We start from the raw sequence: 22,316 nt of genomic DNA on the forward strand, positions 1-22,316 counted from the left end.
CGTTTCAGCCGGATCCACAAGTAGTCTGCCTATGTCCCTGCGCGTGTACCTTCGCACAGCCCTGCTCGGGTTGTGCCTGTCCCTTTCTTTTGCGGCTAGCGCGGCAGAAGCCCCGACCACCGCCAGTATCCAGAACAGCCTCGACAAGATCGCCGAGCGCAAGCTGCCCGAGGCAGACCAAAAGGCGCTGCAGCAGGTGCTCGAACAAACGTTGAGCCTGCTTGCTGCCAAGGAAGACAACGAAAAGAAACTGGCTGCACTCAAGCAGCAGCTGAGCAGTGCCCCCAAGGAGACCAGCGACAGCCAGAAGGAGTTGGCCAAGCTCAAGGAAACCAAGGCACAACCGGTGGCACAGCGCTACGCCAACCTCACCGTGCCGCAGCTTGAACAGATGCTCAGCGAACGCAACACGCTGCAGGGCGAGCTGCAAAAGGCGCTGTCTGAAGCCAACAGCCTGATCATCAACTCGCAAACCCGCCCCGAGCGCGCCCAGGCCGAAATCAGCAGCAGCCAGACCCGCACCCAGCAGATCAACAACATCCTCAAAACCGGCAAGGACGGTGGCAAAGCCATCAATGCCGACCAGCGCAACCAGCTCAACGCCGAGCTGGCCTCGCTCAACGCGCTGACCCTGCTGCGCCGCCAGGAACTGGCCGGCAACAGCCTGCTGCAAGACCTTGGCAATGCGCGTCACGACCTGCTGGTCGAGCGCGCTGCGCGCCTGGAGCAGGAAATCCAGGACCTGCAGACGCTGATCAACGCCAAACGCCTGGCCCAGTCCCAGGAAGCCGTCACCCAGCAGTCGATCGAGGCTCAGAAGGCCGGCGGCAGCAGCCTGCTGGCCACTGAAAGCGCGATCAACCTCAAGCTTTCCGACTACCTGCTCAAGAGCACCGACCGCCTTAACGAACTGACCCAGCAGAACCTGCGCACCAAGCAGCAGCTCGACAGCCTGACCCAGGCCGACCAGGCGCTTGACGAGCAGATCAACGTGCTCAAGGGAAGCCTGCTGCTGTCGAAGATTCTCTATAAACAGAAACAGACCCTGCCGCACCTGAAGGTCGACCGCGACCTGGCCGACCAGATCGCCGACACCCGCCTGTACCAGTTCGAAGTCAACCAGCAACGCGAGCAGATGAGCAGCCCGGTCACCTACGTCGACAAGCTGCTGGCGGCGCAACCGCAGGAAGATGTGACACCGCAGCTGCGCAAGGCCCTGCTGGAAGTGGCCATCACCCGCAGCGACCTGTTGGAGCGGCTGAACCGCGAACTGTCGGCGCTGCTCAACGAATCGATCACCCTGCAGCTCAACCAGAAGCAGCTGCTGGGCACCGCGCAGAGCCTGCGCACCACCCTCGACGAGCAAATGTTCTGGATCCCCAGCAACAAGCCACTGGACTGGGACTGGCTGCAATACGTGCCGGAGCGCCTGGCCGACCAGGTCGCCAACCTGCCGTGGGGCTCCAGCCTGAAAGAGCTGGCCGATGGCCTGAGCCAGCGCCCGTTGCTGTTCCTGCCGCTGCTGTTGGTGATCGGCGCGCTGTTGTGGCGGCGCAAATACCTTTACCAACGATTAGGCAAAGTTCACCAGGATATCGGCCACTTCCGCCGTGACAGCCAATGGCACACGCCCCAGGCAATCCTTATCAACATTCTGCTGGCGATGCCGGTCAGCCTTGGTCTGGCGCTGTGCAGCTACGCCCTGCAGATCGACGCCCGCGGGCAGAATGCCAACCTGGGCGCCGCACTCTGGCAGCTGGCCCAGGCCTGGCTGGTGTTCTACACCGCCTACCGTATCCTCGCTCCGGGTGGCGTGGCGGAAGTCCACTTCCGCTGGCACAAACCGCAGGTCGAGTTCCTGCGCGGCTGGGTTCGCCGCCTGGGCACCGTGGTGCTGGCACTGGTCGGTGTGGTGGCGGTGGCCGAGCACCAACCTTCGGCACTGGCAGACGACGTGTTGGGCATCGGCGTGGTGCTGACCTGCTATGCGCTGATGGCCTGGCTGCTCAGCCGCCTGCTGCTCAGCAGCCCGGCACACCGTGACACCTCGCTATTCCGCAGGGCAGTGGGGGTGGCATTCACCGCCCTGCCCATCGCCCTGTTCGTCGCCGTGTGCTTCGGCTACTACTACACCGCACTGAAGCTTACCGACCGACTCATCTACACCCTGTACCTGCTGCTGTTCTGGCTGGTGATCGAGGCTGCCTTCGTGCGCGGCCTGTCGGTAGCTGCACGACGCCTGGCCTACCAGCGTGCGTTGACCAAGCGTGCGGCAGCCAAGGAAGGGCTGGATGGCGAAGTCATCACCGAAGAGCCAACGCTGGATATCGAACAGGTGAACCAGCAGTCGCTGCGCCTGATCCGCCTGGCCCTGCTCGGCGGCTTCATCGCCGGCCTGTACTGGGTATGGGCAGACCTGATCTCGGTGTTCGCCTACCTCAACAATTTCGTCCTCTACGAATACACCAGCGGCACCGGCGCCGCCGCCAGCATGGTACCGATCAGCCTCGGCGACCTGCTCGGCGCGCTGGTGATCGTCGGCATTACCTTCGCCCTGGCCGGCAACTTGCCAGGCTTGCTGGAAGTACTGGTGCTGTCTCGCCTGAACCTGGCCCAGGGCAGTGCCTACGCCACCACCACGCTGTTGTCGTACACCATCGTCGGCATCGGCATCGTCAGCACCCTGTCGACCCTGGGGGTGAGCTGGGACAAGCTGCAATGGCTGGTGGCTGCGCTGTCAGTAGGGCTGGGCTTCGGCATGCAGGAAATCTTCGCCAACTTCATCTCCGGCATCATGATCCTGTTCGAGCGCCCGGTACGGATTGGCGACACCATCACCATCGGCAACCTGTCGGGCACGGTAAGCAAGATCCGCATCCGTGCCACCACCATCACCGACTTCGACCGCAAGGACATCATCGTCCCCAACAAGACCTTCATCACTGGCCAACTGATCAACTGGTCGCTGACCGACACGGTCACCCGGGTGACGCTGAAGCTGGGCATCGACTATGGCTCAGACCTCGACCTGGTGCGCGACCTGCTGCTCAAGGGCGCGCATGAGAACCCACGCGTGCTCAAGGATCCGGAACCGATCGTGTACTTCCTCAACTTCGGCGAGAGCTCGCTGGACCACGAACTGCGCATGCACGTGCGTGACCTGGGCGACCGCAACCCGACGCTGGACGAGATCAACCGCTACATCAACCGCGAGTTCAAGGCCCACAACATCAAGATCTCGGTACGCCAGGTAGAGGTGTTCCTGATGGATGCGAAGGGCAGCAAACAGCAATTGATTCCGATGGAGCAGCCGAAATCGGATGGCACTGCTTCGGCCTGAATAGGCTCGAATGCTTTATTGTGTGCAAGATGGCAGCGAGGGCTTCGCCCTCGTTCGCGGGTGAACCCGCTCCTACACAGGGACCGCACGGCTTTCAGGCGCTGCATGTTCTTTGTAGGGGCGGGTTACCCGCGAAGGGCCGCCAGCGGCCCCATTGGCACCGTTTCCAAGGAGCAGTCCCGTGAAAGCCCTCGACCAACTCACCTTCGACAACCGCTTCGCCCGCCTGGGCGATGCGTTCTCCACCCAGGTGCTGCCCGAGCCCATTGCAGACCCGCGCCTGGTGGTAGCGAGCGAGTCGGCCATGGCCTTGCTCGACCTCGACCCCGCCCAGGCCGAGCTGCCGGTGTTCGCCGAACTGTTCAGCGGCCACAAACTGTGGGAAGAGGCCGACCCTCGGGCGATGGTTTATTCCGGCCACCAGTTCGGCTCGTACAACCCGCGTCTGGGCGACGGCCGTGGCCTGCTGCTGGCCGAAGTGCTCAACGACGCAGGCGAACACTGGGACCTGCACCTCAAGGGCGCTGGCCAGACACCCTACTCCCGCATGGGTGACGGCCGCGCCGTGCTGCGCTCGTCGATCCGCGAGTTTCTCGCCTCCGAAGCCCTGCACGCCCTGGGTATCGCTACCAGCCGGGCACTGTGCGTAATCGGTTCCAGCACCCCGGTGTGGCGCGAAACCCGTGAAAGTGCGGCCATGCTGACGCGTCTGGCGCAGAGCCATGTGCGTTTCGGTCATTTCGAGTACTTCTACTACACCAAGCAGCCCGAGCAGCAGCGCGTGTTGATCGACCATGTGCTGGAACAGCACTATCCCGAATGCCGTGACGCCGAGCAGCCTTACCTGGCCATGTTCCGCACCATCGTCGAGCGCAATGCCGAACTGATCGCCCGCTGGCAGGCGTATGGCTTCTGCCACGGCGTGATGAACACCGACAATATGTCGATCCTCGGCATCACCTTCGATTTTGGCCCCTATGCGTTCCTGGATGACTTCGACGCCAACTTCATCTGCAACCACTCCGACGATCGTGGCCGCTACAGCTACGCCAACCAGGTGCCCATCGCCCACTGGAACCTCAGCGCGCTGGCCCAGGCACTGACCACCGTGATCGAAGTTGAGCCACTGAAGGAAGCGTTGGGCCTGTTCCTGCCGCTGTACCAGGCCCATTACCTGGACCTGATGCGCCGACGCCTGGGGCTGACCACTGCCGAAGATGATGACATGGCGCTGGTCGAGCGCCTGCTGCAGTGCATGCAACGCGGTGGCGTGGACTACAGCCTGTTCTTCCGCACACTGGGTGAGCAGCCGGTGGCCGAGGCGCTGAAGGTGGCGCGCGATGACTTTATCGACTTGGCCGGTTTCGATGCCTGGGGCGCAGACTACCTGGCCCGCTGTGGGCGTGAACCCGACAATGCTGAAGGCCGCCGTGAGCGGATGCATGCGGTAAACCCGCTGTACGTGTTGCGCAACTACCTGGCGCAGAAAGCCATCGAAGCGGCCGAGGCGGGGGACTACAGTGAAGTTCGACGGCTGCACCAAGTCCTGACCAGGCCTTTCGAGGAACAGCCCGGGATGCAGGCCTACGCCGAGCGACCGCCGGAGTGGGGCAAGCACCTGGAAATCAGCTGCTCTTCCTGATTAGCGCCGAATCCTGTGGGAGCGGGCTTGCCCGCGAAGCAGGCAACGTGATGGATTGCACCGGCTTCGCCGGTGTTCGCGGGCACGCCCGCTCCCACAAGGAAACCGTGAACCCAACACCGGAGATGAAATGACCGACCCACTGGTAATCCCCTGCCCCCACTGCAACGGCCTCAACCGCCTGCCCGCCGAGCGCCTGGGCGATGCGCCGAAATGCGGTCGCTGCAAACAGGACGTGCTGTTGAGCACCCCTTTCGAGCTCACCGAGGCCAGCTATGCCAGCCAGATCAAAGGCGACCTGCCGCTGCTGGTCGACATCTGGGCCGACTGGTGCGGCCCGTGCAAGTCATTCGCGCCCACCTTTGAAGAGGCCGCCCGGAAGCTTGCTGGCCGCTGCCGCCTGGCCAAGCTCGACAGCGAAGCCAACCGTAACCTCGCAGGGCAACTGGGCATACGCTCGATCCCCAGCCTGCTGCTGTTCAAGAACGGCCGTGAAGTCAGCCGCCAGGCCGGGGCGTTTCCACTCCAGTCCCTGCTGGAGTGGCTGCGTAACCACGGGATTTAAGCATTCTCCTCAAGCAGCGAATGCAACTCGACAAACTGCAGAGTCAGCTTGTGCCGCGGCTCCAGGTGAATCAGCGGCAGGCTGGCGTGGTGCGATTCGCGCATTTTCACCGAGCTGCCCAAGTACACCGGCAGCACCGGTAAACCTTCGGCCAGCAGCTCGTCGAGCATCTGCTGCGGCAGGCTGGCACGTGACTGGAACTGGTTCACAACGATGCCTTCGACCACCAGGTCTTCGTTGTGGTCTTCCTTGAGGTCTTCGATCTCGGCCAGCAGGCCATACAGGGCCTGGCGCGAAAAGCTGTCGCAGTCGAAGGGGATAAGCACACGATCGGCAGCGATCAGCGCAGAAACCGCATAGAAATTAAGCGCCGGCGGGGTATCGATGTAGATACGCTCGTAATCCTCATCCAGCTCGTCGAGCAACTTGCGCAGCTTGTTGATCTTGTGTTTTGCCTCCAGCTTTGGCTGCAGGTCGGCCAGCTCGGCAGTGGCGGTGACAACATGCAGGTTGTCGAACGGGGTTTCGTAGATATCGACCTTGTTCTTCTTGCTGAACGGCCCGCTGGAAAGGCTTTGCTTGAAGAAGTCGGCGATGCCCATGGGGATGTCCTCGCCGGTCAGGCCGGTGAGGTATTGGGTCGAGTTCGCCTGGGCATCCAGGTCTATCAACAAGGTCCGGTAGCCTTCATTGGCACTGACCGCCGCCAGGTTGCAGGCAATGCTCGACTTGCCCACGCCACCTTTCTGATTGAACACCACGCGCCGCATGATTGACCTCCGTGTATCAACGAATGCCCGAGTATGTGGCGGCAGTGGGGCAATGACCAGTGCCATTTGACCGGCATCACGCCTGACCGACCACCTGCCCTGTCAACAACTCGGCAAATGCCTTGGCCATCACCGAATGACCACGCTCGCGCTGCACCAGCCACACCGCCGTCATCGCCTCTTCATCGAGCAAGGTGCGGTACACCACCCCTTCTATGCGCATGCGCTGGAACGATGCCGGCAACACCGACACCCCCAGCCCCGCCGAGACCAGGCCGATGATGGTCATCGCTTCCCCTGCCTCTTGCGCAAAATGGGGGCTGAAACCCGCATGCCGCGCCAGGCTCAGCAATTGTGCATGCAAGCCGCTGCCATAACTGCGCGGGAAGAACACGAAGGGCTCAGGGGCCAACGCCGCCATGTAGACGCCTTGCTCAGTGCCCTCGGCCAGCGGATGCGAGGCATTGATCACCGCCACCAACGGTTCTCGGAACAACTCGGTGGCCACCAACCCCTCCGGCAGCGGCATCGGCCGCATCAACCCCACCTCGATGGACTCGTCGAATACCCCTTCGGCAACGTCACGGCTGCTCATTTCCTTGAGGTTCAGGTGCACCGCCGGAAAGCGCTGACGGAAGGCATGAATGGCCTTGGGGATTTTCGAGGTGAACGGGGCCGAGGAAGTGAAACCGATTTTCATCTCCCCCAGCTCGCCCAACTGCGCACGCCGGGCAACATCCGCAGCCTTCTCCACCTGCGCCAATACCTGGCGCGCTTCCTCGAGGAACAATCGACCGGCCTCGCTCAGTTCGACACGACGGTTGGTCCGATCGAACAACCGGGCCCCCAACTCCTGCTCCAGGGCCTGGATCTGCTGACTCAAGGGCGGCTGGGAAATACCCAGCTGCTGGGCGGCGCGGCCAAAGTGCAGCTCTTCGGCCACTGCAATGAAGTAACGCAGATGACGCAGTTCCATGATCCGCTCCAAACAAGTCGCCAAACATCTCAAATAGGTCGAACAATATATTGGATCTAATCGTTAGCCAGCTATATGCTTTTTTCATTGCGCCAGAGGTACCCGCCCGTGAAAACTGCAGTAGCCCCCCTCCTCCTTGAGCCAAAACCTGCCATCCTGACCGAAATGTGGATCGAAAAAGGCACACCCGCCTTCATGAAAACCGTGCTGGCCTTGTTCAGCGGCGGTTTCGCCACCTTCGCCCTGCTGTACTGCGTACAGCCGATGATGCCTCTGCTATCCAGGGAGTTTGCCATCAACGCGGCGCAGAGCAGCCTGGTGCTGTCGGTGTCCACCGCCATGCTGGCGTTCGGCCTGCTGATCACCGGCCCCATTTCTGACCGCATCGGACGCAAGCCCGTGATGGTGTTCGCGCTGGTCTGCGCCGCCCTGTCCACCTTGGCCAGCGCAGTGATGCCCAGCTGGGAGCTGGTACTGGCCACCCGCGCATTGGTCGGCCTGTCGCTGAGCGGCCTGGCGGCAGTGGCGATGACCTACCTGAGCGAAGAGATCCACCCGCAACACATTGGCCTGGCCATGGGCCTGTACATCGGCGGCAACGCGATTGGCGGCATGAGCGGGCGGCTCATCACGGGCGTACTGATCGACTTCGTCAGCTGGCACACGGCGATGCTGACCATCGGCGGCCTGGCCCTGGTGGCCGCGCTGGTGTTCTGGAAGGTGCTGCCGGAATCACGCAATTTCCGCGCACAGACGATGAACCCACGCAGCCTGCTGGACGGTTTTGTCATGCACTTCAAAGATGCAGGCCTGCCCTGGCTGTTCCTTGAAGCCTTCCTGCTGATGGGCGCCTTCGTCACGCTGTTCAACTACATCGGCTACCGCCTGCTGGCCGAGCCCTACCACATGAATCAGGCACTGGTCGGCTTGCTGTCGGTGGTTTACCTGTCGGGCATCTACAGTTCGGCACAGGTCGGCGCCCTGGCGGACAAGCTGGGACGGCGCAAGGTGTTCTGGGCCAGTATCGTGGTAATGGCGGTTGGCTTGCTGATGACGCTGGCCAGTCCACTGGTGATGGTGATCGTGGGCATGCTGGTGTTCACCTTCGGCTTCTTTGGTGCGCACTCGGTGGCCAGCAGCTGGATCGGCCGCCGGGCGCTGAAGGCCAAGGGGCAGGCGTCGTCGCTGTACCTGTTCTGCTACTACGCCGGCTCCAGCGTGGCCGGTACGGCGGGCGGGGTGTTCTGGCACCAGTGGGGCTGGAACGGGATCGGGCTGTTCATTGGCAGCTTGCTGGCGGTGGCATTGCTGGTGGCGTTACACCTGAGCAAGTTACCACCCAAAAAGGTGTGATGCATTCGTGGGCACGCCCGCACCCACAATCTGTGGGGGCGGGCGTGCCCACGAAGAGGCCATCAGATCAGTTGATGATCTCGACAATATCCACATCCACTTCCCGGCTCATCAGGTGCTTTTCCACCTCACCGGTCAGCTTCACCTTGGTCTTGTCGTTGAACGGCGTCGGCGGCAAGTCCTCATCGTCGATCTCAACAGTGATGGTGCCGGTGTTGTCCTTGAACTCGTACTTGTCGTCGTTGTTGATCTTCTTGGTCACGAAGCCCTGCAGCACAACCGGGGTGTCATCGGCGGCGTCGTTCGCGGCGGCAACCGTGGTTACCGACTGTGCGCCAGGGCCGGTGTAGCCAGCGGCAAATGCGCCAGTGCTGAACAATGGGGCGAGGATGAGGGCGAGATGACGGATTTTCATGAGGATCGGGTCCTGTTTCGGTTTCGATGGGGCCAGATTAACGACGATCGCTGAATTAAAACTTAATGCAAAATAAAAAGCCCGGCACATGGCCGGGCTTTTGGTTTCCGCATGTCACCTCACTGGTGATACTGCGCCGACAGCTCGTGCACGGCGCTGATGAACACGCCGGCATGCTCCGGGTCGACTTCCGGGGTAATGCCATGGCCAAGGTTGAACACATGGCCAGTGCCGTGGCCATAGCTGGCCAGGATGCGCGCCACTTCCTTGCGAATGGCCTCGGGCTTGGCGTAAAGCACGGTCGGATCCATGTTGCCTTGCAAGGCTACTTTGTCACCCACGCGGCGGCGGGCGTCGCCGATCTCGCAGGTCCAGTCCAGGCCCAGTGCGTCGGCACCTGCGTCGGCGATGCTTTCCAGCCACAAACCACCATTCTTGGTGAACAGGATCACCGGCACCTTGCGCCCCTCGTGCTCGCGGATCAGGCCGCTGACGATCTTGCGCATGTAGGCCAGTGAGAACTCCTGGTAGGCCGCCGCCGACAGGTTGCCGCCCCAGGTGTCGAAGATCTGCACGGCCTGGGCCCCGGCAAGGATCTGGCCGTTAAGGTAGCTGGTGACCGACTGGGCCAGCTTGTCCAGCAGCAGGTGCAGGGCTTGCGGGTTGTCGTAGGCCATGGCCTTGGTCTTGCGGAAGTCCTTCGACGAGCCGCCTTCGACCATGTAGGTGGCCAGGGTCCACGGGCTGCCGGAGAAGCCGATCAACGGCACACGGCCATTGAGCTCACGGCGAATGGTGCTGACCGCGTCCATCACGTAACCGAGGTCTTTCTGTGGGTCCGGGACTGGCAGCGCTTCGATGTCGGCGGGGGTGCTGATGACCTTCTTGAAACGCGGACCTTCACCGGTTTCGAAGTACAGGCCCAGGCCCATGGCATCAGGAATGGTAAGGATGTCCGAGAACAGGATCGCTGCGTCCAGCGGGTAGCGGTCCAGCGGCTGCAGGGTGACCTCGCAGGCGAACTGCGGGTTCATGCACAGGCTCATGAAGTCACCGGCCTTGGCGCGGCTGGCGCGGTACTCCGGCAGGTAGCGGCCGGCCTGGCGCATCATCCACACCGGGGTAACGTCTACGGGTTGCTTGAGCAGTGCACGCAGGAAACGATCGTTCTTCAGGGCAGTCATGTCGGCATCCGGAAAAATAGTGCGGGCATTTTCTCAGACACCAGCGCAAAAGGCACGGCCATGGCCATGTGTTTTGTCTATTGGATGCCACAGATCAAGCATTTTTGTATACAAAAGCTTCGCGGGCATACCTGCCCCCACGGGTTCTGCGCTTAACCCTGCGGGAGCGGGCACGCCCGCGAACAGGTCGAACGTCAGACTTCGAGGTAGTCCAGGATACCCTCGGCAGCCGTACGCCCTTCGAAGATCGCAGTCACCACCAGGTCCGAACCGCGCACCATGTCGCCACCAGCAAACACTTTCGGGTTGCTGGTCTGGTGCTTGAACTTGCCCTTCTCCGGGGCAACCACACGGCCCTGGCTGTCCAGCTGAATGCCATGCTGTTCAAACCACGGCGCAGGGCTCGGGCGGAAGCCGAAGGCGATTACCACGGCGTCTGCCGGCAGGATCTCTTCGGAGCCCGGGATTGGCTCAGGGCTGCGGCGGCCACGGGCATCAGGCTCGCCCAGGCGGGTCTCGACCACTTTGACGCCTTCGACCTTGTCCTCACCCACAATGGCAATGGGCTGGCGGTTGTAGAGGAACTTCACGCCCTCTTCCTTGGCGTTCTTCACCTCTTTGCGCGAACCCGGCATGTTGGCTTCGTCACGACGATAAGCACAGGTCACCGCCTTGGCACCCTGACGGATCGAGGTACGGTTGCAGTCCATCGCGGTGTCACCACCGCCCAGCACCACCACTTTCTTGCCCTGCATGTCGACGAAGTCTTCCGGCGACTTCTCGAAACCCAGGTTGCGGTTGACGTTGGCGATCAGGAAGTCCAGTGCGTCATGCACGCCCGGCAGGTCTTCACCCGGGAAGCCGCCTTTCATGTAGGTGTAGGTACCCATGCCCATGAACACCGCGTCGTACTCGGCGAGCAGCTGTTCCATGGTCACGTCCTTGCCCACCTCGGTGTTCAGGCGGAACTCGATGCCCATGCCGGTGAACACTTCACGGCGGTTGCTGAGCACGGTCTTTTCCAGCTTGAACTCGGGGATACCGAAGGTCAGCAGGCCACCGATCTCAGGGTTTTTGTCGAACACCACCGGGGTTACCCCGGCGCGCACCAGCACGTCGGCGCAGCCCAGGCCCGCCGGGCCGGCGCCGATGATGGCAACGCGCTTGCCGGTTGGCTTGACCTTGGACATGTCCGGACGCCAGCCCATGGCGAAGGCGGTGTCGGTGATGTACTTCTCCACCGAGCCGATGGTCACCGCGCCAAAACCGTCGTTCAGGGTGCAGGCACCCTCGCACAGGCGGTCTTGCGGGCAAACACGGCCGCATACTTCCGGCAGGGTGTTGGTCTGGTGCGACAGTTCCGCCGCAGCCAGGATGTTGCCTTCGGAGACCAGCTTCAACCAGTTGGGGATGAAGTTGTGTACAGGGCACTTCCACTCGCAATAGGGGTTACCGCAGCCCAGGCAGCGGTGCGCCTGCTCCACGGACTGCTGCGGCTTGAACGGTTCGTAGATTTCCACGAACTCTTTCTTGCGCTGGCGCAGCAGCTTTTTTTTCGGGTCCTTTCGGCCCACTTCGATGAACTGGAAGTCGTTATTCAGACGTTCAGCCATTTTTCAAAACCTCTTTACAGCAGCTGCAAGCTACACGCTGCAAGCCGCAAGACGATCACTTAAGCCGGGCAAACCTCGTACTGCCATTACCTGCAGCTCGAGGCTTGCCACTTGCAGCTGTTTTTACTGCGGGTTGGCACGGGTGCTGGACAACAGCTGCTTCAGGTTGGCTGCCTTCGGCTTGACCAGCCAGAAGCGCCGCACGTAGTCGTCCAGGTTCTCCGAGAGCTCACGCCCCCACTCGCTGCCGGTCTCATCCACATACTCGGCAAGGACACGCGCCAGGTGGCTACGGTAGGCCTCCATCGCTTCGCCACTGATACGCTGGATTTCCACCAGCTCGTGGTTGAGCTTGTCGACGAAGCTGTTGTCCATGTCGAGCACGTAGGCAAAGCCGCCAGTCATGCCAGAACCGAAGTTGTAACCGGTCTTGCCCAGAACGCAGACAAAGCCGCCGGTCATGTATTCACAGCAGTGATCGCCAGTGCCCTCAACAACAGCATGGGCGCCGGAGTTACGTACAGCGAAGCGCTCGCCCGCAGTGCCTGCGGCAAACAGCTTGCCGCCAGTGGCACCGTACAGGCAGGTGTTGCCGACGATGGCGCTGTGCTGGGTTTCGAACGGGCTGCCGGCTGGCGGCACGATGGTGATCTTGCCACCGGTCATGCCTTTGCCGACGTAATCGTTGGCGTCGCCTTCCAGGTGCAGGTTCAGGCCACCGGCGTTCCACACACCAAAGCTCTGGCCCGCAGTCCCCTTGAAGCGGAAGGTGATCGGCGCCGCGGCCATGCCCTGGTTGCCGTGCAGGCGGGCGATTTCGCCCGACACACGCGCACCAATGGAGCGGTCGCAGTTGCAGATGTCGAGGCTGAACTCGCCACCCGCCTGGTCGCGGATGGCCGGCATGGCCATATCAACCATCTTCTCGGCCAACTCGCCCAGGTCAAACGGCGGGTTCTTGTCGACTTCGCAGAACTGCGGTTTGTCCGCAGGAATGTGCGAGCTGCCCAGCAGCGGCGACAGGTCCAGGTATTGCTGGCGTTCGGTGTCACCTGGCAGTACTTCGAGCAGGTCGGTACGGCCGATCAACTCGCCAAGGCTGCGCACACCCAGCTTGGCCAACCACTCGCGGGTTTCTTCGGCGACAAAGGTGAAGAAGTTGATCACCATGTCGACGGTGCCGATGTAGTGGTCCTTGCGCAGCTTGTCGTTCTGGGTGGCCACGCCGGTGGCGCAGTTGTTCAGGTGGCAGATGCGCAGGTACTTGCAGCCCAGGGCAATCATTGGCGCGGTACCAAAGCCGAAGCTTTCGGCGCCGAGGATGGCCGCCTTGATCACGTCCAGGCCGGTTTTCAGGCCGCCGTCGGTCTGCACCCGTACCTTGCCACGCAGGTCGTTGCCGCGCAGGGTCTGGTGGGTTTCCGCAAGGCCCAGCTCCCAAGGGGCGCCGGCGTATTTGATCGAGGTCAGCGGCGAAGCACCGGTACCACCGTCGTAACCGGAGATGGTGATCAGGTCGGCATAGGCCTTGGCCACACCCGCGGCGATGGTGCCCACGCCTGCTTCGGCTACCAACTTGACCGATACCAGCGCCTGTGGGTTGACCTGCTTGAGGTCGTAGATCAGCTGGGCCAGATCTTCGATCGAGTAGATGTCATGGTGGGGCGGTGGCGAGATCAGGGTCACGCCCGGTACCGCATAACGCAGCTTGGCGATCAGGCCGTTGACCTTTCCGCCCGGCAACTGGCCGCCCTCACCCGGCTTGGCGCCCTGGGCAACCTTGATCTGCAGCACTTCGGCGTTGACCAGATACTCCGGGGTCACACCAAAACGGCCGGTGGCCACCTGCTTGATCTTCGAGCTCTTGATGGTGCCATAGCGCGACGGGTCTTCGCCGCCTTCACCAGAGTTGGAGCGTGCGCCCAGGCGGTTCATGGCCTCGGCCAGCGCTTCGTGGGCTTCCGGCGACAGTGCACCCAGCGAGATACCCGCCGAGTCGAAACGCTTGAGAATCGCCTCCAGCGGCTCGATCTGCTCCAGCGCCAGCGGCTGGTCGGCCACTTTCACCTTGAGCAAGTCACGAATCATCGACACCGGGCGCTGGTCCACCAGCGTGGTGTATTCCTTGAACTTGGCGTAGTCGCCCTGCTGCACGGCGGCTTGCAGGGTGTTGACCACGTCCGGGTTGTAGGCGTGGTATTCGCCGCCGTGGACGAACTTCAGCAGGCCACCTTGCTGGATCGGCTTGCGAGCGCTCCAGGCTTCGGCCGCCAGCAGCTTCTGGTCGTTCTCCAGGTCTTCGAAGCGCGCACCCTTGATGCGGCTGGACACGCCCTTGAAGCTCAGGCCGACCACTTCCTCGGCCAGGCCGATGGCTTCGAACAGCTGTGCACCGCGGTACGAGGCGATGGTGGAGATACCCATCTTGGACAGGATCTTCAGCAGGCCCTTGGAGATACCTTTGCGGTAGTACTTGAACACTTCGTCCAAGTCACCCAGCACTTCGCCGGTACGGATCAGGTCAGCCAGTACTTCATACGCCAGGTACGGGTAAACGGCCGAGGCACCGAAGCCCAGCAGCACGGCGAAGTGATGCGGATCACGGGCGGTAGCGGTTTCCACCAGGATGTTGCTGTCGCAACGCAGGCCTTGTTCGGTCAGGCGGTGGTGCACTGCACCAACGGCCAGCGAAGCGTGCACCGGCAGCTTGCCCGGGGCGATATAACGGTCGCTCAGCACCAGCTGGGTCTTGCCCCCACGCACAGCTTCTTCGGCCTGGTCGGCAATGTTGCGGATGGCCGCTTCCAGGCCAACGCCCTGCTCATAGTTGAGGTCGATCAGCTGGCGGTCGAAGCCTTCGCGCTCCAGGTTCATCAGCGAACGCCACTTGGCGGGCGAGATGACAGGCGAGCTGAGGATTACCCGCGAAGCGTGCTCCGGGGACTCCTGAAAGATGTTGCGCTCGGCACCCAGGCAGATTTCCAGCGACATCACGATCGCTTCGCGCAGCGGGTCGATCGGCGGGTTGGTCACCTGAGCGAACTGCTGGCGGAAGAAGTCGTACGGCGAACGCACGCGTTGCGACAGCACAGCCATCGGCGTGTCGTCACCCATCGAGCCAACGGCTTCCTGGCCCTGCTCACCCAACGGGCGCAGTACCTGATCACGCTCTTCGAAGGTGACCTGGAACATCTTCATGTATTGCTTGAGCTGGTCAGCGTCGTAGCTGGCCACACCCTGGTCGTCGGTCAGCGTCGCCTGGATACGCGTAGCGTGCTGGCGCAACCAGCGCTTGTACGGGTGCCGCGACTTCAGGCGGTTGTCGATGGCGTCGGTGTCGAGAATCTGGCCGGTTTCGGTGTCCACGGCAAGGATCTGGCCCGGGCCGACACGGCCCTTGGCCAGCACTTCCTCAGGCTGATAGCCCCATACGCCGATTTCCGAGGCGATGGTGATGTAACCATTGGTGGTGGTCACCCAGCGCGCCGGGCGCAGACCGTTACGGTCGAGCAGGCACACCGCGTGGCGGCCTTCGGTCATGACGATACCGGCCGGGCCATCCCACGGCTCCATGTGCATGGAGTTGTATTCGTAGAAGGCGCGCAGGTCGGCGTCCATGGTCTCGACGTTCTGCCACGCTGGCGGTACCAGCATGCGCACGCCGCGGAACAGGTCGATGCCACCGGTGACCATCAGTTCCAGCATGTTGTCCATGCTGGACGAGTCGGAACCGACGCGGTTGACCAGCGGGCCGAGCTCTTCGAGGTCCGGGATCTGGTCATTGGCGAACTTGGTGCGACGAGCCACGGCCCAGTTGCGGTTACCGGTGATCGTGTTGATCTCGCCGTTGTGGGCGAGGAAGCGGAACGGCTGCGCCAGCGGCCATTTCGGCAGGGTGTTGGTGGAGAAGCGCTGGTGGAACACGCAGATCGCGGTTTGCAGGCGCTCATCACCCAGGTCTGGATAAAACGCCGCGAGATCGCGCGGCATCATCAGGCCTTTGTAGATGATGGTCTTGTGCGAGAAGCTGCAGATGTAGTGGTCGGCGTCGTGGGCGTTGGCCACCGACGAACGACGACGGGCACTGAACAGCTTGATGGCGAATTCCTGGTCGCTCAGGCCTTCACCGCCAATGAACACCTGCTCGATCTGCGGCAGGCGCTCCAGGGCCAGGCGGCCGAGGACGCTGGTGTCGATCGGCACCTTGCGCCAGCCGACCAGTTTCAGGCCGGCGGCGAGGATCTCGCGGTCCATGTTGGCGCGGGCAGCTTCGGCTTTGACCGGGTCCTGGTTGAAGAACACCATGCCGACGGCGTACTGCTTGGGCAGCTCGACAGCGAAGTGCTCCTGGGCCATGGCACGCAGGAATTGATCGGGCTTCTGCATGAGCAGACCGCAACCGTCACCGGTCTTGCCGTCGGCATTGATGCCGCCGCGGTGGGTCATGCACGTCAGCGCCTGCATGGCAGTTTGCAGAAGGTGGTGGCTCGGCTCACCCGTCATATGGGCGATCAGGCCAAAACCACAGTTGTCCTTGAATTCTTCGGGATGGTACAGACCTGTTTTCATAGACACATTCTCACCAGGTTCACCTCTCAACGGAGGTAAATCTCTTTTTTAACAACCACTTACCATCCACGCCGATCAAACGCCAGCTTTTTTGCGGTGGTCATGGAAAACCATTGTTGCACAGCGACAGCGACGCCCACAAATTTTCATGTCTCATACCTGAAAATTTATGTCGCAATTTTGAATGTTTTTGCGCCATGCGCCGTGATAGCGGCTTGGCTCGAGTCTGAAGCGTTTCAGCCATGACTGCAACTAGGGGCTTGTGGCCGGCAGTCCGGGACAGAAAAGCCTGCCGCGCTCGGGCGCAGCAGGCTAGTCGAAAGCTAGAATTCGCTTAGCTACTGGGCGGCGGGGTGATGCCGCCCGGAAGGTATCAGCGGGCCGTGGCCAGCTCTTGTTGGACGCTGCCGACGGTACGTGGCCAAGGTTTACCAGCCTGGACCTTCGCTGGCAAGTTCTTGATTGCCGCAACCGCTGCGTCGCGGTTGGCGAAACTGCCGTAAGTCACGACGTACAAGGGCTTGCCCTGCAGGTTTTTCTTGAAGTAGCGATAGTCGCCACCCTGGGCCTTGACGTAAGCCTGGGCCGACGCCTCGGAGCTGGTACCAAGGATCTGCACCACATAATTGCCCGGCTTCTGTCCGGCATACCAGCCACTGTTGCCAGCGCCAGCGGCGGCTGGTTTTTCGGCAGCTTTGGCAGCCGGCTTGGCCACGGCGACCTGGGTCGGCGCCGGTGCTGGCTTGGCCGGCGCAACCGGCTTGGCGGGCTGGGTTGCAACAGGCTTCGGTGCAGGCGCAACCGACTGCACGGGCTGGGCAGGCGCAGGCGCCGGGCCAGCCGGCACACCTTGGGGCGGCGCGATGGTAGTTACGGTCGGTGGCGGGTTGCCAGGCTGCAGCGCGGTGTCGACAGCCGGGCCTCCCTCTTCACCCTCGCCCATGCCTGCGGCCTGGGCCAGCGGCTCGCGCATCACCGGCTGCGACTGGCCAACCAATGGCAGCGGCATTGGCTGGGACGAGCCAGAGAACTCGATGGCAGCACCCTGCTTGCCGTCACCCAGCGGCAACTGGGCCTGGGCGGCCGGCGCTTCGGCAGGGGCCTTGTCGCCTTTCTTGGGCATCAATACCGCGGCCGCAACGGCAACCACGACCACAGCGGACAGCGCGAGCACATGTTTTTTAGGCATCTTGAACCCCATGGTTGGTCGCTTGGCCGTCGAGCGGCTGGCGATCATGGCTTCGATCAAAGTGTCACGGGCGACCTGATTGATGTTGCCAGGCCAGCCGTCGGAGTTTTCATGGATATCGGCGATCTGTTCACGGCTGAACACCTCGATGCCCCGACCAGCCCCTTCCAGGCGCTGTTCCAGGTACTCGCGGGTTTCTTCTTCACTGTAGGGGGCAAGCTCGATGATGTGGAAACGTTCTTCCTCGACATTGAGCTCATCCAGCCCGGCAATCAGCGATGGCTCACCGAACAGAAACACGTGCGGACGCCCTTCAGGTACTCCCGCCGCCAATTCCAGCAACGCTTGGAGTGCCGACTCGTCGAGTTGTTCCGCATCGTCCACCAGCAAATACACTTCCTGCCCGGTCAGTGCCAGCTGCACCACTTTCGACAGGATCGCCTGCACCTCGGGCTGGGCCACACCCAGCTCCTGCGCAACCTGCGCGAGCATACTGGAGGCATCGCTGGCGCTGCGGGCCGACACCACCACACTTTGCACAGTCTGCTTGTTGGTGCTGGCCACCAGGGCCTGGCGCAGTAGCGACTTGCCGCTGCCCAACGGGCCGCTGACCACCAGCATCAACTGGCTATAGCGCGCCAGGTGGTGCAGTTGGCCAAGCACCGGTTTGCGCTGGGCCGGGAAGAACTTGAAGCCAGGTACGCGGGGCGCGAACGGATCATGGCTCAACTGGTAATGGTCGAGAAAGGCCTCATCGGCATGCAAACTTGTCATTGCGCTGTCACAACCTCAAAGCTGGGCCACGATCGCGCGGTAATCCGCCGACAGCGTGGCCTGAAGAATCTCTTTCGAATAGTCGTCGGTCACCACGGCCTCGCCCATCTGGCGCAGCAGCACCAGACGCAAACGACCGTCGAGCACCTTCTTGTCGACCGCCATGTGCTCCATGAAATGCGCCGGGGTCATTTCCTGTGGTGGCACCACCGGCAAACCTGCGTCCTGCAACAGGCGGATTCCACGATCACGCTCAGCCTGGTCGATCCAGCCAAGGCGCATGGACATTTCCAGGGCCATCACTGTGCCCGCCGCGACAGCCTCGCCGTGCAGCCACACGCCATAGCCCATATGGGTTTCGATAGCATGCCCGAAGGTATGCCCCAGGTTCAGCGTGGCCCGTACGCCCGACTCGCGCTCGTCAGCACCCACCACTGCGGCCTTGGCCGCGCAAGAGCGGCGGATGGCCTCGGTCAGTGCTGCCGAATCGAGGGCACGCAGTGCCTGCATATTGTCTTCGAGCCAGGCGAGGAACGGCTTGTCGCAAATCAGGCCGTACTTGATCACTTCGGCCAGGCCTGCAGACAGCTCTCGCGCTGGCAGGGTCTTGAGGCTGGTGGTATCGATCAGCACCGCATTGGGCTGATAGAACGCACCGACCATGTTCTTGCCCAGCGGATGATTGATGCCGGTCTTGCCCCCCACGGAAGAGTCGACCTGGGACAACAGGGTAGTCGGCACCTGGATGAAGTCGACGCCGCGCTGGTAGCAGGCAGCTGCGAAACCAGCCATGTCACCAATCACGCCACCACCCAGAGCGACCACAGTAGTACGACGATCATGGCGGGCTGTCAGCAGGCCATCGAAGATCAGCTGCAATGTTTCCCAGTTCTTGTGGGCTTCACCATCGGGCAACACCACTGGCAGTACCGAGTAGGCACCGAGGGTCTTGCTCAGGCGTTCGAGATACAGCGGCGCTACGGTCTCGTTGGAAACGATGGCAACCTGCCGACCCGCAATGTGCGGCGCCAGCAGCTCAGGCTGGTCCAGCAGGCCTTCGCCAATGTAGATCGGGTAGCTACGCTCGCCCAGGTCGACCTTTAGTGTCTGCATGTATCCCCACAATGTACTTGGGCGCGGCGCCATCCGGCGACCTGCGCGGTAACGTTGAGCCTCGCCTCGGCGCTGGAGGCCGAGAATAGTCCCGGGTTAACGGGGCGGCAACTGCTGCAAGCGCTCGAGAATATCGATCACCACCATGCGTGGTGGCCGCTCGTCGGTTTCAACAACCAGGTCGGCGATCTCGCGGTAGAGCGGGTCGCGGGTTTCCAGCAAGGTGCGCAAGGTCGCCTCGGGATTGGCCGTGCGCAGCAGCGGGCGATTGCGGTCGCGCGCGGTGCGACCGACTTGCTGCTCGACCGAAGCATGCAGGTAGATCACCCGGCCACCCTGATGCAACGCCTGTCGGTTGGCTTCGCGCATCACCGCGCCACCGCCGGTAGCCAGGACCACACCGTCGAGCGCGCACAGCTCGGCGATCATCGCTTGCTCGCGATCACGGAAACCCGGCTCGCCTTCCTTGTCGAAAATCCACGGGATGTTTGCGCCGCATCGCAGTTCGATTTCCTTGTCGGAATCCTTGAACAGCAGGCGCAGCTCTTTGGCCAACAGGCGTCCGATGGTGCTTTTACCAGCGCCCATGGGCCCCACAAGTATCAAATTTCGCACAGAATCAACGACTCACAGCAATCGCCTGGTCACTCATGATACGCGGAGTCAGGAAGACCAGCAGCTCGGATTTTTTCTCTTGTAATGCATCGCGTCGAAACAGCCGCCCAACATACGGCAGATCGCCGAAAAATGGCACCTTGTCGACCACATTGTTTTGCGAAGTCGAGTAGACGCCACCGATCACGATCGTTTCGCCGTCAGCCACGCGCACCTTGGCATTGACCTCGTTCTTGCGGATCGGCGGTACGTTGTTCAAGGCATTGACGTAATCCGGCTCGTCCTTGGTCACCCTGACGGTCATGATCACCTTGTTGTCCGGGGTGATCTGTGGCGTTACTTCCAGCGACAGCGAGGCTTCGCGAAACGATACCGAGGTAGCGCCGCTTTGGCTCGTTTCCTGGTAAGGCACCTCGGTACCCTTGAGTATCCTCGCCGTTTCCTTGTCGGCCGTGACCACCTTGGGCTGCGAAATGATCTCGCCGTTGCCGCTTTTTTCCATGGCACTGAGCTCCAGGTCCAGCAACACGTCACCGCGCAACAAACCCAGGCCGATACTGCTGCCGGCACGCTCCAGACCGAGGTCGACGAACAGCTCCTTGCCGGGCCGCAGTTTCTCGCCGTACAGCGGCCCACCCCAGCGTACCCCCAGGCTTTTCTCATAATCGACGTTGGCTTCGACGATACGCGCCTCGATCGCTACCTGACGCACCGGCACATCCAACTGCGCCACCAGCTGGCGCATCTCGGCCAGGCGGTCAGCGGGCAGATACACCACCAACGTATTGGTGCGCTCATCGACACTCAAGCTAGCCGGAGGGATGCCGTCACCCTCCAGGCCCGCCAGCAGCAACTGCGCAAGATCGGCGGCCTTGGCGTGGTGAATGGGCAGCAGCTCTCGACGCAATGGCTGCAGGTGCGCCTCCAGCGCCTGACTCACCCGGGCGTCTGCCGATTGCGCGGCAAACTCGGCTGCAGGTGCCACCAACAGCACATTGCCCTCCTGGCGCCGGGACAGGCCCTTGCTGCGCAGCACCAGGTCAAGCGCCTGATCCCACGGCACGTCCTGCAAACGCAAAGTGACACTGCCTTTTACTGCATCACTGGCGACCAGGTTGACGCCAGCGTAGTCAGCCAGCACCTGCAGCACCGCACGCACCTCAACATCCTGGAAGTTCAGCGACAGGGGTTCACCCTGGTAAGGCGTCGCCGAAGCCAGCGGTATCGACAGCAGGGTTGCCAACAGGTAGTTCATCCACGTTTTCATTCGGGTCCGAGGCCTCCTTGCCCAGGCGCTTGGTGAGGGTGATGAACGCCGTGCGCTCGTGCCATACCCCCGCCATGAACAGCCGTTCACGCACTTCGACCTGATGTTGGTCTACATGCATCACTACCCCCTGATCACGCCCTACCCGGTCGCCCGGGCGTACGCGATAGAGCTTGCCAGCCGCCATCAGCAGTGCCTCGTGTGCCGCCCCGCGCGCCAGGCTGCCGACCATTTCCAGCTGCGCCAACGGCACGCCGACCAGCCCGGCGCTGGCTGCTCGCGCCGCAGCGGGCGCAAACGGGTCCACTTCAGGCGCAGCCATTGCGGCCCTTGCCGGCAGGTGCGCCAGTATTGCAGGTGCCTTCATGGGCGTAGCCGCGTGATAGGCATCAACCCGCAACTGCAGGCGCAACAGTCCAGGCTGGCGATCAACGTTTGCCAGGCTCATGTCACCGCTGCGCAGAATCCGCGCCTGCCCTAACCAGTCGTCCAGCCACAGCCGCAAGGCCGGATAACGCCCCACCACTTGCACCACCAGCGGTACCTTGCTGAATCCGGCCTGTTGCTCACCCTCCTCTACATCGAGGCGTTCGACAAGCAAGCCATGTGCATGCCCCGACACTGCCAGCCGTTCAAGCAGGTCGCTCATGCTCTCCCCGGCGGCCAGATACCAGTGCGCCTCTTGCAACCGCTGCTCGGCAATCAACACTAAAGCCTTCAGCCGCTCCAGTTCGGCCAACTGCACTGCATTGGCTGCCTGCAGCTGGTTCAACTCGACATGCCTGGCATCCTCCCGCGCCTGCTGTTGTAACAGGGCAGGCAGGCGCATCGCGCAGCCCAGGCTAAACAGCACCACAGCTACCAGCGCTGGCGCCAACCGTCGGAAGCGGCCTGAGCCCTCGACCATCGCCAGCCAAGCGAGCATCTGCGC

Annotated in this window: 15 protein-coding genes; 4 read left to right on the plus strand and 11 right to left on the minus strand. The window is 62.2% G+C overall.

Annotated elements, in window-relative coordinates; all coding sequences use genetic code 11:
* Nucleotides 1-31 precede the first annotated feature (31 nt).
* The 3 genes from mscK to trxC all read left to right on the plus strand — a co-directional run bounded on the left by mscK (nt 32) and on the right by trxC (nt 5,547).
* Entirely contained in the window at nt 32-3,340 is a 3,309-nt protein-coding gene (gene mscK / locus FQ668_RS24660; protein WP_014592701.1) for a mechanosensitive channel MscK, read from the plus strand.
* A gap of 181 nt (nt 3,341-3,521) precedes the next feature.
* Nucleotides 3,522-4,982, plus strand: a complete 1,461-nt coding sequence (gene selO / locus FQ668_RS24665; RefSeq protein ID WP_019437771.1) for a protein adenylyltransferase SelO — start codon at nt 3,522-3,524, stop codon at nt 4,980-4,982.
* A 130-nt stretch (nt 4,983-5,112) separates the two neighbouring features.
* Nucleotides 5,113-5,547, plus strand: a complete 435-nt coding sequence (trxC, locus tag FQ668_RS24675) for a thioredoxin TrxC (protein ID WP_014592703.1) — start codon at nt 5,113-5,115, stop codon at nt 5,545-5,547.
* Here trxC and FQ668_RS24680 read toward each other — a convergent pair.
* Nucleotides 5,544-6,317: a ParA family protein gene (locus tag FQ668_RS24680; protein WP_003249168.1), complete on the minus strand. Its 774-nt coding sequence runs from the start codon at nt 6,315-6,317 to the stop codon at nt 5,544-5,546. The genes trxC and FQ668_RS24680 overlap by 4 nt on opposite strands.
* 76 nt (nt 6,318-6,393) lie before the next feature.
* Entirely contained in the window at nt 6,394-7,293 is a 900-nt protein-coding gene (locus FQ668_RS24685) for a LysR family transcriptional regulator (protein WP_010955618.1), read from the minus strand.
* 165 nt (nt 7,294-7,458) lie between these two features.
* Between FQ668_RS24685 and FQ668_RS24690 the strand changes: the two genes are divergently transcribed.
* Nucleotides 7,459-8,646 (plus strand): MFS transporter, encoded by a 1,188-nt coding sequence (locus FQ668_RS24690; RefSeq protein ID WP_230855376.1) that lies wholly within the window; start codon nt 7,459-7,461, stop codon nt 8,644-8,646.
* Between the two features lie 67 nt (nt 8,647-8,713).
* Here FQ668_RS24690 and FQ668_RS24695 read toward each other — a convergent pair whose 3' ends face one another.
* The 9 genes from FQ668_RS24695 to FQ668_RS24735 form a co-directional block, all read right to left on the minus strand.
* Nucleotides 8,714-9,061, minus strand: a complete 348-nt coding sequence (locus FQ668_RS24695) for a YgiW/YdeI family stress tolerance OB fold protein (protein ID WP_014592705.1) — start codon at nt 9,059-9,061, stop codon at nt 8,714-8,716.
* A 119-nt stretch (nt 9,062-9,180) separates the two neighbouring features.
* Nucleotides 9,181-10,245 carry a uroporphyrinogen decarboxylase gene (hemE, locus tag FQ668_RS24700; RefSeq protein WP_014592706.1) on the minus strand — a complete coding sequence of 355 codons (1,065 nt, stop codon included), beginning with the start codon at nt 10,243-10,245 and terminating at the stop codon, nt 9,181-9,183.
* A gap of 194 nt (nt 10,246-10,439) precedes the next feature.
* On the minus strand, nt 10,440-11,858 hold the full coding sequence (locus FQ668_RS24705) for an FAD-dependent oxidoreductase (RefSeq protein WP_003249156.1): 1,419 nt from the start codon (nt 11,856-11,858) through the stop codon (nt 10,440-10,442).
* Between the two features lie 123 nt (nt 11,859-11,981).
* Complete coding sequence (gltB, locus tag FQ668_RS24710) at nt 11,982-16,427, minus strand: glutamate synthase large subunit (protein ID WP_014592707.1); 4,446 nt, start codon at nt 16,425-16,427, stop codon at nt 11,982-11,984.
* Nucleotides 16,428-16,800: 373 nt separating this feature from the next.
* A complete protein-coding gene (locus FQ668_RS24715) occupies nt 16,801-18,390 on the minus strand; it encodes an SPOR domain-containing protein (RefSeq protein ID WP_019439128.1) in 1,590 nt (529 codons plus the stop codon).
* Between the two features lie 15 nt (nt 18,391-18,405).
* Nucleotides 18,406-19,503 (minus strand): 3-dehydroquinate synthase, encoded by a 1,098-nt coding sequence (gene aroB, locus FQ668_RS24720; RefSeq protein WP_041166613.1) that lies wholly within the window; start codon nt 19,501-19,503, stop codon nt 18,406-18,408.
* 96 nt (nt 19,504-19,599) lie between these two features.
* Nucleotides 19,600-20,118, minus strand: a complete 519-nt coding sequence (gene aroK / locus FQ668_RS24725) for a shikimate kinase AroK (protein ID WP_010955625.1) — start codon at nt 20,116-20,118, stop codon at nt 19,600-19,602.
* A gap of 4 nt (nt 20,119-20,122) precedes the next feature.
* Nucleotides 20,123-21,385, minus strand: a complete 1,263-nt coding sequence (locus tag FQ668_RS24730) for a type IV pilus secretin PilQ (protein ID WP_080999542.1) — start codon at nt 21,383-21,385, stop codon at nt 20,123-20,125.
* Nucleotides 21,309-22,310, minus strand: a complete 1,002-nt coding sequence (locus FQ668_RS24735) for a pilus assembly protein PilP (protein WP_053867804.1) — start codon at nt 22,308-22,310, stop codon at nt 21,309-21,311. Before FQ668_RS24735 ends, FQ668_RS24730 begins: the two co-directional genes overlap by 77 nt.
* Between the last annotated feature and the right edge of the window lie 6 nt (nt 22,311-22,316).

Origin of the sequence: Pseudomonas sp. Kh14 (genome assembly GCF_900291005.1) — a bacterium.
GTDB lineage: Bacteria > Pseudomonadota > Gammaproteobacteria > Pseudomonadales > Pseudomonadaceae > Aquipseudomonas > Aquipseudomonas alloputida.

Excerpts from the sequence above, each read along its gene's own strand:
- mscK (WP_014592701.1), top strand. The coding sequence starts at position 32 with ATGTCCCTGCGCGTGTACCTTCGCACAGCCCTGCTCGGGTTGTGCCTG.
- trxC (WP_014592703.1), top strand. The coding sequence starts at position 5,113 with ATGACCGACCCACTGGTAATCCCCTGCCCCCACTGCAACGGCCTCAAC.
- FQ668_RS24680 (WP_003249168.1), bottom strand. The coding sequence starts at position 6,317 with ATGCGGCGCGTGGTGTTCAATCAGAAAGGTGGCGTGGGCAAGTCGAGC.
- FQ668_RS24685 (WP_010955618.1), bottom strand. The coding sequence starts at position 7,293 with ATGGAACTGCGTCATCTGCGTTACTTCATTGCAGTGGCCGAAGAGCTG.
- FQ668_RS24690 (WP_230855376.1), top strand. The coding sequence starts at position 7,459 with ATGTGGATCGAAAAAGGCACACCCGCCTTCATGAAAACCGTGCTGGCC.
- FQ668_RS24695 (WP_014592705.1), bottom strand. The coding sequence starts at position 9,061 with ATGAAAATCCGTCATCTCGCCCTCATCCTCGCCCCATTGTTCAGCACT.
- hemE (WP_014592706.1), bottom strand. The coding sequence starts at position 10,245 with ATGACTGCCCTGAAGAACGATCGTTTCCTGCGTGCACTGCTCAAGCAA.
- FQ668_RS24705 (WP_003249156.1), bottom strand. The coding sequence starts at position 11,858 with ATGGCTGAACGTCTGAATAACGACTTCCAGTTCATCGAAGTGGGCCGA.
- gltB (WP_014592707.1), bottom strand. The coding sequence starts at position 16,427 with ATGAAAACAGGTCTGTACCATCCCGAAGAATTCAAGGACAACTGTGGT.
- FQ668_RS24715 (WP_019439128.1), bottom strand. The coding sequence starts at position 18,390 with ATGACAAGTTTGCATGCCGATGAGGCCTTTCTCGACCATTACCAGTTG.
- aroB (WP_041166613.1), bottom strand. The coding sequence starts at position 19,503 with ATGCAGACACTAAAGGTCGACCTGGGCGAGCGTAGCTACCCGATCTAC.
- FQ668_RS24730 (WP_080999542.1), bottom strand. The coding sequence starts at position 21,385 with ATGAAAACGTGGATGAACTACCTGTTGGCAACCCTGCTGTCGATACCG.
- FQ668_RS24735 (WP_053867804.1), bottom strand. The coding sequence starts at position 22,310 with ATGCTCGCTTGGCTGGCGATGGTCGAGGGCTCAGGCCGCTTCCGACGG.